The sequence below is a fragment of the Streptomyces sp. NPDC055078 genome, assembly GCF_053607985.1.
The window spans coordinates 1-11,932 of sequence record NZ_JBSGUP010000213.1; the positions used below are offsets into that span (position 1 = coordinate 1).

At 72.4% G+C, this 11,932-nt stretch carries 12 protein-coding genes; 7 read left to right on the forward strand and 5 right to left on the reverse strand.

From position 1 onward, the window contains the following. On the reverse strand, positions 1 to 629 hold a 629-nt coding region (locus ACWF94_RS19210), incomplete at its 3' end, for an anti-sigma factor family protein (protein WP_453489351.1). Between the two features lie 237 nt (positions 630 to 866). Here ACWF94_RS19210 and ACWF94_RS19215 point away from each other — a divergent pair. The 4 genes from ACWF94_RS19215 to ACWF94_RS19230 all read left to right on the forward strand — a co-directional run bounded on the left by ACWF94_RS19215 (position 867) and on the right by ACWF94_RS19230 (position 5,318). Then, positions 867 to 1,691: a LytR/AlgR family response regulator transcription factor gene (locus tag ACWF94_RS19215; RefSeq protein ID WP_453489354.1), complete on the forward strand. Its 825-nt coding sequence runs from the start codon at positions 867 to 869 to the stop codon at positions 1,689 to 1,691. 113 nt (positions 1,692 to 1,804) lie between these two features. After that, the gene (locus tag ACWF94_RS19220) at positions 1,805 to 2,185 is read left to right on the forward strand and encodes a hypothetical protein (RefSeq protein WP_453489357.1); all 381 of its coding nucleotides are present in this window, start codon (positions 1,805 to 1,807) and stop codon (positions 2,183 to 2,185) included. A gap of 32 nt (positions 2,186 to 2,217) precedes the next feature. Then, positions 2,218 to 4,104, forward strand: coding sequence for a sodium/solute symporter (locus ACWF94_RS19225; protein ID WP_453489360.1), 1,887 nt, complete (start codon positions 2,218 to 2,220; stop codon positions 4,102 to 4,104). Further along, a complete protein-coding gene (locus ACWF94_RS19230; protein ID WP_453489363.1) occupies positions 4,101 to 5,318 on the forward strand; it encodes a sensor histidine kinase in 1,218 nt (405 codons plus the stop codon). The genes ACWF94_RS19225 and ACWF94_RS19230 overlap by 4 nt, the downstream gene beginning before the upstream one ends. A 121-nt stretch (positions 5,319 to 5,439) precedes the next feature. Here the strand turns inward: ACWF94_RS19230 and ACWF94_RS19235 are convergent, their stop codons facing one another. Together ACWF94_RS19235 and ACWF94_RS19240 are read right to left on the reverse strand one after the other, a co-directional pair. Further along, positions 5,440 to 5,970: a hypothetical protein gene (locus tag ACWF94_RS19235; protein WP_453489366.1), complete on the reverse strand. Its 531-nt coding sequence runs from the start codon at positions 5,968 to 5,970 to the stop codon at positions 5,440 to 5,442. Positions 5,971 to 6,191: 221 nt separating this feature from the next. Next, positions 6,192 to 6,818, reverse strand: a complete 627-nt coding sequence (locus ACWF94_RS19240) for a sigma-70 family RNA polymerase sigma factor (RefSeq protein ID WP_453489369.1) — start codon at positions 6,816 to 6,818, stop codon at positions 6,192 to 6,194. 415 nt (positions 6,819 to 7,233) lie between these two features. Between ACWF94_RS19240 and ACWF94_RS19245 the strand changes: the two genes are divergently transcribed. Next, positions 7,234 to 8,430, forward strand: coding sequence for a CapA family protein (locus tag ACWF94_RS19245; RefSeq protein WP_453489384.1), 1,197 nt, complete (start codon positions 7,234 to 7,236; stop codon positions 8,428 to 8,430). Between the two features lie 8 nt (positions 8,431 to 8,438). On the opposite strand, the gene ACWF94_RS19250 is transcribed toward ACWF94_RS19245, so the two are convergent. After that, entirely contained in the window at positions 8,439 to 8,900 is a 462-nt protein-coding gene (locus ACWF94_RS19250; protein WP_453489372.1) for a universal stress protein, read from the reverse strand. A 207-nt stretch (positions 8,901 to 9,107) separates the two neighbouring features. Between ACWF94_RS19250 and ACWF94_RS19255 the strand changes: the two genes are divergently transcribed. After that, positions 9,108 to 10,001 carry a polysaccharide deacetylase family protein gene (locus tag ACWF94_RS19255; protein WP_453489375.1) on the forward strand — a complete coding sequence of 298 codons (894 nt, stop codon included), beginning with the start codon at positions 9,108 to 9,110 and terminating at the stop codon, positions 9,999 to 10,001. A 255-nt stretch (positions 10,002 to 10,256) separates the two neighbouring features. On the opposite strand, the gene ACWF94_RS19260 is transcribed toward ACWF94_RS19255, so the two are convergent. After that, a complete protein-coding gene (locus ACWF94_RS19260; RefSeq protein ID WP_453489378.1) occupies positions 10,257 to 10,910 on the reverse strand; it encodes a class F sortase in 654 nt (217 codons plus the stop codon). A gap of 323 nt (positions 10,911 to 11,233) precedes the next feature. On the opposite strand from ACWF94_RS19260, the gene ACWF94_RS19265 reads away from it, so the two are divergent. Next, positions 11,234 to 11,884 carry a hypothetical protein gene (locus ACWF94_RS19265; RefSeq protein ID WP_453489381.1) on the forward strand — a complete coding sequence of 217 codons (651 nt, stop codon included), beginning with the start codon at positions 11,234 to 11,236 and terminating at the stop codon, positions 11,882 to 11,884. Positions 11,885 to 11,932: the final 48 nt, after the last annotated feature.

Below are 11,932 nucleotides of genomic sequence, written 5' to 3' on the forward strand. Positions count from 1 at the left end.
CGGCCGATCCGCTCGCTCGGCAGATCCGTGCCGCCGCCGATCTCCAGCGGTGTCTCCTCGCCGTGGGTCCCGTAGACCCCGGCCGGTACCTTCCAGCTCAGGACCGGGCGTTCGATGCCCTCCTTGGTGATGGCGAAGAGGCGGCAGGAGCCGGGGCCGGTGAGCCCGGTGAGTCCGGTGAGCCGCATCTCGACCGATGTGCCCCACGCCTGGTCGCGTACCACGGCGGACGCCGTCACCCCCGTCGCCGCGTTGCGCGCCGTGACCCGTGTCGACGGCCGCTCGGCCGGAGCGTCCGCCGCCCGCAGCGCGGCGACGGCCAGCGGCAGCGCGACGATCAGCGCGGCGGCAGCCGCGATCAGCCGGAACCGCCGTCTGCGGCTGCGCCGCCGGACGAGCGCGACCTCGCCGGTCAGCCGGTCCAGCAGGTGCGGCGGCGCACCGGCCGGCAGCAGGGCGTCGGACCCGGCGAGCGGGGAGATCACGGCAGCGACCGAAGCGAAGTCGGAGAGCTGTACCGTGCACAGAACGCAGTCCGCGAGATGCTCCTCGAAGCGGTACGCGTCGGCGGGCTCCAGAACTCCGAGCGCATAGGCGGCCACATCCTGGTGGCGCTGCTGCAAGCTCATGGAGTCCTCGATTCCTGGTACTGCGCGTGGTGCGGTCTGTCACCGATGAATACGGGCCGGGGACCCTCTGTGCTCAACCCTCCGGACGGCAACACCGACGCGCTCCTGGCCGGATCCGCCCCATGCCACCGCCCGTCGAGCGGGTACGCGCACCGGGCACGGTCCGGCACCGGGGCACGCGAGCCCAGTCAAGATCCAATCGGGAGGCCCTGAGGGACAGCCCCTAAACTCCGCAGCATGCTGCGCGTACTGGCTGTCGACGACGAGAGACCGGCACTTGAGGAACTGCTCTATCTGCTGCGCTCCGACCCCCGGGTCACCAGCGCCGTGGGTGCCACGGACGCCACCGACGCCCTTCGCCGTATCAGCCGTGCCCTGGACGCCGGACCCGACACCCCTGAGGGAGCGGACGGAGCCGACGGCCCAGTCGGCCCCGAGGGCCCGGTCGGCATTGACGTGGTCTTCCTCGACATCCATATGCCCGGACTCACCGGACTCGACCTCGCCCGGCTGCTGGCGCGATTCACCCACCCGCCGCTGATCGTCTTCGTCACCGCCCACGAGGGCTTCGCCGTCCAGGCATTCGACCTCAAGGCAGTCGACTACGTCCTCAAACCCGTCCGCCGGGAACGACTGGCCGAGGCCGTACGGCGCGTCCGCGACCAGGTGCGCACCGCCCGCGAGATCCGGCACTCCGACCGGACGCCACCCGCGCCGGTGCACAGCAGCTCCGAGCAGATCCCGGTGGAACTGGGCGGCGTGACCCGGTTCGTACCGATCGACACCATCACCTATGTCGAGGCCCAGGGCGACTACGCCCGGCTGCACACCGAGGAAGGCAGCCATCTGGTGCGCATCCCGCTCTCCACGCTGGAGGAGCGCTGGGCCTCGCGCGGCTTCGTCCGGATCCACCGCAGCCATCTCGTCGCCCTCGCCCGGATCGACGAACTCCGCCTGGACGCCGGAACGACCACCGTCCGGGTCGGCACGGCCGAACTGGCCGTCAGCCGCAGGCACGCCCGCCAGCTCCGGGATCTGCTGATGCGGCATGCGAGCGGCTGAACCGCCCCGGGGTCCCGCTCCGGGGCCCGAGCCGCGCCTACCACCGTCCACGGCCCGTGCGTAGACTCCACAGCTTCCAGGATTTCGCCGACTGACGCCGGAGGGGGACGACGATGCCCGGGGACCAGCGACCCCGCCGCGAGGTGGTCACCGGAGTGCCGCGCGGCACCCGGCCGGCACCCGGCCACGCCCACGCCCGGTCCGAGATCAGCGAACAGACGACGCTCGGCGCGACCTATGTGCGCTCCCTGATGCGCAGCCAGCTGCGGACCGCGCTCCACGCGCTCGGTGCCCTCGCACTGACCGTGGGCACCCTCCCCCTGCTCTTCGCGCTCCCCGCCGCACTCGGCGGTGCCCCCCTCTCCCCGGGACCGGTCGTCTGGGGCACCCTCGGTGTCGCCGTCCACCCCGTCATGTGGCTGACCGCCCGCTGGTACGTCCGCCGCGCCGAGCGCAACGAGCGGGACTTCACCAGGCTCGTGGAAGGGCGCTGACCCATGCCCCCGGCCTCACCGGACGCGTGCCGGTGAACCAGACCTACGCGGTGACCGCCGTCACCGTCGTGGTGCTCGCGACGGTGCTCATCGGCGCGCTCGGCCTGCGGATATCCCGTACGACATCCGACTTCTACGTCGCCTCCCGCACCGTCAACCCCGGCCTCAACGCCGCCGCCATCAGCGGCGAGTACCTCTCCGCCGCATCCTTCCTCGGTATCGCGGGACTGATCCTGCTCCAGGGCCCGGACATGCTCTGGTACCCGGTCGGCTACACCGCCGGATATCTCGTCCTGCTGGTGCTGGTGGCCGCCCCGCTGCGCCGCTCGGGGGCCTACACCCTCTCCGACTTCGCCGAGGCCCGGCTCGAATCCACCGCCGTCCGCAGACTCGCCAGCCTCTTCGTCGTCGGTATCGGCTGGCTCTATCTGCTGCCGCAGCTCCAGGGCGCGGGACTGACCCTGGAGATCCTCACCGGAGCGCCCGGCTGGGTCGGCGGGGTGGTCGTCGCCTTCGTCGTCACCGGGGCGGTCGCGGCGGGCGGCATGCGCAGCATCACCTTCGTCCAGGCGTTCCAGTACTGGCTCAAACTCACCGCGCTGCTGGTGCCGGCGCTGTTTCTGCTCGCCGCGTGGACCGGCGACGGCACACCCCGCGCCGACTTCGACGCCCCGGCGGTGCTGCGCGAGCACACCGTCGTACGGCTCGACGACACCGTACGGGTCGAGCTGGACGAACCGCTGACCGTCTCCGTCACCGGCCGGGTCGACGGCAGAACCCATACGGGCGGGCCGGTCACCCTCGGCGCGGGCCACCACCGGATCGGGGCGGGCACCGAACTCGGCCTTCCCCCGGGGGCGCGGGTGCCCGAGCGGGTCACCTCGGGCGCCGACCCCGCGAGCTGGTCCCAGCCGCTGTCCGGCGGCCGGGACGGACACCATCTGTACGCCACCTACGGGCTCATCCTCGCCACCTTCCTCGGCACGATGGGCCTCCCGCATGTCGCCGTCCGCTTCTACACCAGCCCCCATGGACGCGCGGCCCGCCGCACCACGCTGGTCGTCCTCGGTCTGATCGGCGCGTTCTATCTGCTGCCCCCGGTCTACGGGGCGCTCGGCCGGATCTACGCGCCGGAACTCGCCCTCACCGGCGACGCGGACGCCGCCGTCCTGGTGCTGCCGGAACGGATCGTGGGCGGGGTGGCGGGCGATCTCCTCGGCGCGCTGCTGGCGGGCGGGGCGTTCGCCGCGTTCCTGTCCACCGCGTCCGGTCTCGCCATGTCCGTCGCCGGGGTCATCACCCAGGACGCCCTGCCCTCGCGCGGGGTGCGGCACTTCCGGCTCGCGACCCTGCTCGCGATGGCGGTACCGCTCGCCGCCAGTGTCGTCGCCACCGATGTGCCGGTCGCCGACGCGGTCGGGCTCGCGTTCGCCGTCTCCGCCTCCTCGTTCTGCCCCCTTCTGGTCCTCGGCATCTGGTGGCGGCGGCTCACCCCGCCGGGCGCGGCGGCCGGGCTCGTCGTCGGCGGCGGGTCCGCGCTCACCGCCGTGATGGCGACCCGCGCGGGACTCGCCCCTGAGGGCTGGGCACACACTCTGATGGCCTGGCCGGCGGTCTGGTCGGTACCTCTCGGCTTCCTCACCATGGTGCTGGTGTCCCTGGCCACTCCGGGCCATATCCCCGCCGGCACCACCGCGATCCTCGCCCGGCTGCATCTGCCGGAGGATCTCGTCGGCGGATCCCGGCCTGAGCCGGGTGCCGCGCGGCCCGAGGTCCCGGGCACGGTGCCCGAGGTCCCAGAGGCCCCGGGCACCCGGTCTGAGGTCCCAGAGGTCCCGGGCACCCGGTCTGAGGTCCCAGAGGCCCGGGGCGCGCGGCCCGATGCCCCTGGCACCCGGCCCGAAGGAGCGGAACGATGACCGGTACGGGGATGGCGGCACTCGCCGCCGCCGGAGCGCTCCTGCTGGCCCTGGGCGTCGCGCTCGGCAGGCTCGTCGAACGGCGGGGCAGCAGACCCGACCTCGACCTGGGCACCCCCGTGGAGCGGGCCACCTTCCACACCCTGCACACCGCGTCGCTCGCCGCACCGCCCCTGAGGGCGGGCCTCACGGAGGACACCGCGCGCAAGGCCGCCGGACGGCTGCGTTCCCTGCTGGGCACCGAGGCCCTGTGTCTCACCGACCGGGACACCGTCCTCGCCTGGGACGGACCGGGCGGCGACCACCACCGGCAGAGCGTGCTGGTAGGGGTCGCCGATGTGCTGGACTCCGGGCGGAGCCAGAGCGTGCACACCGGGTGCGAGGATCTGCGCTGCCCACTGCGCTGGGCCGTCATCGCGCCGCTGACCGGCGAGGAAGGCATCCTCGGCGCGCTCGTCGCCTATGGTTCGCGGGAGTCGGCCGTCCTGGTGCGCGCGGCGACCGAGGTCGCCCGCTGGGTCTCCGTACAGCTGGAGCTGGCCGAACTCGACCGGTCCCGCACCCGGCTCATCGAGGCGGAGATCCGTGCCCTGCGCGCCCAGATATCGCCGCACTTCATCTTCAACTCGCTGGCGGCGATCGCCTCCTTCGTCCGCACCGACCCGGAACGGGCGCGGGAACTGCTCCTGGAATTCGCCGACTTCACCCGCTACTCCTTCCGGCGGCACGGCGAGTTCACCCAGCTCGCCGACGAACTGCGCTCCATCGAGCAGTATCTGGCCCTCGCCGGCGCCCGCTTCGGGGAGCGGCTCAAGGTCACCCTCCAGGTCGCCCCGGAGGTCCTGCCGGTGGCGCTGCCGTTCCTCTGTCTCCAGCCGCTCGTCGAGAACGCCGTCAAGCACGGCCTGGAGGACTCGCCGGGCGAGTGCCGTATCACCATCGCGGCTCAGGACGCCGGAGCCGAGGCCATGGTGACGATCGAGGACGACGGCGTGGGGATGGACCCGGCCGTACTGCGCCGGATACTCGCGGGGGAGCGGACCGGGTCGGCGGGCATCGGACTGTCCAATGTGGACGAGCGGCTGCGCCAGGTGTACGGGGACGACCACGGGCTCGTCATCGAGACGGGCGTGGGGGCGGGGATGAAGATCACGATCAGGGTCCCCAAGTACCGGGCCGGAGTCCACACCTCACCGGGCCACCACCCGGCGTAGGGCGGGGTCCCGCGCGGGAGGGGCCGGGGGGCGTACGTGACTCGGCGATTGGCGTGGGGCCGCCGGGTCTCAGCAGAGGTGGTCAGCAGAGGTGAGCTGAACAAGTGGTCAGAAGAGGTGGTCAGAAGAGGTGGATCGCCAGATGGCTCAGCGGCAGCCCCAGCTCCCAGGCAGGTGTCCATATCTGCCGGTGCTCATTGACGGCCCTGTCCGCCGTGTCCAGTGGGTTCGCCGGATGCCATGGCTCGGAGTCGCCCAGGTCGGCGGCGAGCAGTTCGGTCCGGCGCAGCCATCTCCAGGAGTCCTTCGCCAGCGCCAGATCCGGATCGGGCCCGCCGCCGAGGCCCAGTTCCCGCTGCTCACGGGCGGCGAGCCGGTCCTGCACCCAGTCGGCCCAGGGATGGCCGTACGAGGTGAGGTTCAGCCACTCCTCGATCCGGGACATCGTATGGACTCCGGCGACGTCCCCCGAGCCGTCGCACAGACAGATGGTGAGCGCCAGGGTCTCCCGCCCGGCCCGGTACTCCAGCGAGCCGCTCTCCACGAGAGCGCCCGCGCGGAGCATCTCGTCCGCCACGTACTCGGCGCAGAGCCAGGTCATGGGGATCGCCAGCGCGCCCCCGCTGGTGCCGTTCGAACTCTCGGGCTGCACCCTTGCCACCTTCTTCCGGACGACGCCGAATGCCGACTCGGAGACGAGCCTGTACCGAGAGACACGGCTGAGGGCGGGTCTTTACTCAACTTCACCGTGACCTTTCGCATATTGCGGGTGCCCGGCCGTGGCCCGGGGGGAGGGGGACACGCGCGGGACCCCGGGGGCGTACGTGACTCGGCGATGGGTGTGGGTGACGTGGCGGCGGTCGTGATCCGTCCTCAGCGCCGCGCCGCCCGTGCGGAGGGCCGGCCCGGCGGACGGGACCTCGACGGCGCGGCCGTGCCGTCGTCGGCGCATGCCGGTGCCGGATGCCGGCGGGAGTAGCCGGGGAGACATCCGGCGAGGGCGCGCAGCGCGTAGTACGAGCGTGATTTGACCGTTCCCGGGGGGATACCGAGGGATTCCGCCGCCTCGCTCACGCTCTGCCCGTGGAAGTAGATCCGCACCAGTACCGCCCGGTGCTCGGGGCTCAGCGAGCCGACCGCCGCGCGGACGTCCAGCGCCGCCACGGTCTTCTCGGTGAGGTCCGCCGGGTCCGGCGTGGTGGCCAGCACGCCGTCGCCGATCTCGGTGGGGCGGGCCAGCCGGGAGCGCCGGGCGTCGATCGCGAGCCGCCGTCCGACGGTGAAGAGCCAGGGCCGCATCGACGGGTAGGGCCGGTCGAACGCCTCCGGGTGCTGCCATGCCCGTACGAGCGTCTCCTGGAGCAGGTCCTCGGCCCGCTGCTGGTCCCCGAAGGTCAGACCCTGGAGGAATCTGAGCAGTGCGGCCCCGTGCTCGCGCTGAAGCTCCGCGACGGCCCGCTCGTCGGTGGTCGTGGAGGCGGTCACGGTCGCCGTCGCCATGGCCAACACCCTTTCGCGCTGAGGTGGCTGGTACCCGGTTCGCTGGTGCGCGGGTCGGTATGTGGCGTATCCGAACGCATTCCGGCGCGGAGGGACAGCCGGTGCGGCGAGGCGTTCGGCGAGCGGTCGCTCGGCGCGACGAGTGGTGCGGTGAGCGGTCGGCCGGATGGCAGGCCCCGGCCGGCCGACCGCCTGGCCGACGGATGGCCAACGGATGGCCGACCGGATGGCCGACCGGATGGTTGGCCGGATTCCGACGGTCCGGCGAGGCGTTCGGCGGGCGGGGGCCGGGGGGCGGTGAGGGCCGATTGAGTGACCCCGGCGGCCGTGTCGCTTGACTCGGCCGAGGCTCTACCTGTGCATTCAGATTGTCATACTTATTCTGTATTGCTCTGGTTGGGAGTCGTCCGTGACCCTGCGCACGCGCCGTGGAACAGCAGCGCTCGCCGCCGTACTGCTCGCAGCCACCGTGGCGGCCTGCGCCGAGCCCGGGCGGTTCGCCGCCCGTCCGGAGCGGGAGCCCTCACCGCCGCCGAGCCGCTCCACCGCGGGCGGCGCCGACCGGCCGCGCGGATTCACCCTCGTGGCCAGCGGTGATGTCCTCCCGCACGACTCGATCATCCGGCAGGCGCGGGCGGACGCGCGCACAGCCGCCACCGGTTATGACTTCCGGCCGATGCTCGCGGGTGTCCGCCCGGTCGTCTCCGGCGCCGACCTGGCCATCTGCCATATGGAGACCGTGTACGGCGCGGACGGCGACTACAGCGGCTACCCCGCCTTCAAGTCCCCGCCGCACATCGCGAGGGGACTCGCCGCCACCGGCTACGACTCCTGCTCCACCGCCTCCAACCACACCCTGGACGACGGCCCGGGAGGCATCCGGCGCACCCTGGACGCCCTCGATCTGGCGGGCATCCGGCACAGCGGCTCCGCCCGTACGGCCGCCGAGGCGAACCGCCCCGCCTGGCTGAAAGCAGGCGGCGCCAGGGTCGCGCAACTCGCCTACTCCTACGGCACCAACGGATATCCGCTGCCCGAGGGACAGCCCTGGGCGGTCAGCCTGATCGACGAGAAGAGGATCGTCGCCGATGCCCGCGCCGCCCGGAAGGCCGGCGCGGATGTGGTCGTCGTCAGCATGCACTGGGGTACGGAGTGGCAGACCGAACCGGACGAGCGGCAGCTCGGCCTCGGGCGGAGCCTCACCGCCGCCAGGACCGCGGGCCGCCCCGACATCGACCTGATCATCGGCACCCACGCGCATGTCCCACAGGCGTACGAGAAGGTCAACGGCACCTGGATCGTCTACGGCATGGGCGACCAGATCGCCGGCCCCATGTACAACCACTCCGCCGCGTACGACCCCCGGGGCAATCAGGGCTCCATCGGCCGCTTCACCTTCGCACCGCCCGCCGGGCCCGGTCAGCGGTGGAACGTGACCAAGGCGGAGTACATCCCGCAGTGGATGGACACGGACGCGGGGCGGGTCGTCAATCTGCCGGACGCGCTGCGGCGCGGCGCCGACCGGGACGACTACCGCGAGGCACAGGAAGCCATCCGTACGGCCGTACTGGGCCGGGGAGCGGCGGCGGACGGGCTCACGATGGGCCGCTGAACGGCCGGTCAGGGCACCACGGTCACCGGCCAGCGCCCGGCCTTCACCAGCCGTACCGCCACCGAGCCCACGATCCGGTGTCCGGCCGACTCCGACGCGCCCACCACCACGGCGTCCGCCTTGAGTTCGTCCGCCGCCCTCGCCAGACCTCCGTAGGGATCACCCAGGAAGGTGTGGAACTCCCAGCGGATGTCCCAGATGCCCCGGACCTGCTCCGTGGCCGACCGGATCTCGGCCACCAGACTCTGGGCGATCTCCTCCGTGGCCTCAGCGACCGGTATGCCCATCGCGGTACCCGTGGGCATCACCGGCTGGATGTAGACGATGGCGAGCAGGGCGTTCTGCCGGCGGGCGAGACCGCTCGCGTACGCCGCCGCGCGCAGCGACGAGTCCGAGCCGTCCACCCCGACGACGATCACCTTGGGCCCGTCGGTACCGCGTTCGAACTGGTGAGGCTGAGGATCGGTCACACCATCGAGGTTAACCGCTCGCCCCGCAGGTCCCTGAAGCGCCCCGAAGCGCTCCGGACCGGTCCGGTCGCGGGACCGGAAGCGGTGCGGGCAGGCGGTCGCGGGCGGTCCGGCCGCGGCTGTGGACGACTGCTCTCATCGGGTATTTTCGGCCAGGCGGGCGTGTTGATCATCCGTGGCGTGCCGGTGCCGTGCGAGCAGTTGGTCATGAAGAAGGATCAGACGCCACCGGACCGCCGTTCGGTGCTCCGCATCGCCGCCTGTCTCGGCGCCGCCGCCACGGCGGGGCTGCTCGTCACCGAGGGCACCGGCGCCCGCGGCGGACCGGAGGTCTCCGGCCGGGCCGCCGCCCCCAGCCGGACCGGTGCCCCGGGTCCGGCCGCCGGGCCGCGCCCCGCGGGCGGGCCCCAGCTCGCCGGGGGCCAGGCCGTGCGGGCCTCGGCCTACCGGTTGCAGCCGATGACGGCGCACAACCCACCGCGCATGCGCCGGGCACTGCCGCCGGTGCGCAAGCGCCCGTTCCTCCGGCTGCCGCAGTCGGGGCGGACCATGGTCCTCACCTTCGACGACGGGCCGGATCCCCGGTACACCCCGCACATCCTCCGGACGCTGCGCCGCTACGACGTGCGGGCCATGTTCTTCGTCTGCGGGGAGATGGTGACCGAGCACCCCGATCTGCTCCGGCGGGTGGCCGACGACGGCCATGTCATCGGCAACCACTCCTGGTCGCACCCGCTGATCCCCCGGCTCCCGCCGTCCGGCATCCGGCGCGAACTCGGCCGTACGAGCGAGGTGATCGAGAAGGTCCTCGGCACCCCGCCCCTGTGGTACCGCGCCCCGTTCGGCGCCTGGAACCGGCACTCGTTCGAGATCGGCGCGGAACTGGGCATGGAGCCCCTGGCCTGGACGGTCGACACCCTGGACTGGACCGAGCCGGGCACCGGGACGATCGTCAGCCGCGTCCTGGACGGCGCCGGTCCCGGTGTGGTCGTCCTCTCGCACGACGCGGGCGGCGACCGGCGGCAGAGCGTCGCGGCCCTGCGCAACTACCTCCCCAAACTCCTGGAGGACGGCTACCGCGTCACGGTCCCGCGCCGCTGAGCCCTGGGCGCCGACCGGCAGCGCTCGGTCCGCGTCCGGGAGCCGCTTCCCGGGCAGGCCCTTGCGCGGGGTCCGTCCTCGCCCGTCGTCGCCCGTTCGCGTCCGCCCACGATCGTCGGCGGGCGCGGGCCCGGACCCGGCTGCCTCTCCGGTCCTCGGGTCCTCGGGTCCTCCGGTCCTCGGGTCCTCCGGTCCTCGGGACCCGGCTGTCTCCGACCCTCTGGCTCTCCGACCCTTCCGCCCTCCGGCCCTCCGTCAGTACGACTTCACCATCCGGGCGAAGACGACCACGTTCCCCGCGTAACCGTCCGCCTTCGAGTACCCCCCGCCGCAAGTGATCACCCGTAGCTCGGCATGGCCCGTGTCGCCGTAGACCCGGGCGGCGGGGAAGTCGTTCTTCGAGAAGACCTCGACGCCGTACACCTCGAAGACCGCCGTCCTGCCGTCGACACGGGGCACCTCGACCCGGCCGCCCTTGCGGAGGGAGCCCAGGCCGTAGAAGACGGCCGGGCCCGCGAGGTTGTCGACATGACCGACGACCACCGAGGTGCCGCGCTGGCCGGGGGCGATGCCGTTCTGGTACCAGCCCGCGATATTGGGGTCCTCGGGCGGCGGGGCCTCGATCCAGTCGTCGGAGTCCAGGCCGACGTTCATCAGGGGAGCGTCGATGCCGAGTGAGGGGATGCGGACACGGTCGGCGGGGGAGAAGTCCAGAGCTTTGGGGGGCACGAGCGGGGCGAATGTCTCGCCGTCGGGGCGGCCGAGCGAGGCCGCCGCGGCGGGCTGGGGCGGGCCGAGCGCGACATCCACACCGTTCTTCATCAGCGCGATCCCCGTGAGCATCACCAGGGCCACCACGCCCCAGGGCGAGCGTCTCCTCGACTCCGAGCCGTTGTACTCGTCGCCCATGATTCTCCTTTTGTCACATTTTCCAGGCGCCTGTGCGCACGCTAAGTGAGCGCGGCCCGAGTGGCGAGGAGAGAGAGGCGAACGGGTGGCCGCGGCCGTCCCGGGTGATCCATCCGTGTCAGTCGGTCGGATAAAACTTCTGACGGACCGTGACCTGCGGATCCGTCAGATATGCCCGGCGTGTCGCCGGGGTGTCGGCTCACCGGGGTGGACCAGTGTCGAAATGCGAAGAATGGTGCATCTGGTGAGGCTTCGTCATGGAAGGCGTACTCGTCGATTCGCCGGAGCGCCGCTTCGGCGCGTCTTCCACTGGAGGTTCAACGATGCGTGCTTCACGCGCTCTCGCAGTGGCCGCGGCCGCGTGCGCGGCTGTCGGGCTCTCCGCCCCGCTGGCCGCTGCGGGCGGCGACACCCAGGACAACGGTCCGATCCATGTCTCCGTCAGCCCGCGCGCCGTCCACCAGGGCGGCAACCTGACGATCACCGTCCACGGCTGCAACCGCGGCGGTACGGTCACGTCCAACGCCTTCCCGAGGGTCACCCTCTCCGCGAACCGGGGCGGCAACGGCGACAACGGCGGCAATGGTGGCAATGGCGGGAACGGCGGCAATGGCGGGAACGGGGTGAACGGTGGCAACGGCGGGAACGGCCGGGACGACAACCGCGCCGACAACCGCGCCGACAACCGGGGCGGGGGCGACAACAGGGGTGACACCCTGACCGCCACGGCGCGAATCCACGACCACGCCTCGCCCGGCCAGTACAACCTCGCGGTCAGGTGCAACAACAACCCGTCGGTGGCGACGGCCCAGTTCACGGTGCTCTCCGGCCGTGGCGCGCAAGGCGGCCTCGGCGGTGCGATGGGCCCCAGCGACACCGAGATGGCCGTCGGCGCGGGTCTGGTCGCGACCGCCGCTCTGGGCGGCACGCTCTTCGTCGCACGCCGCCGCCGCACGATCGGCGGAAGGATCTGACCGGCCGAACCTCCCGGTCACTCGCCACTACGCCCGGCGCCCCGAGTC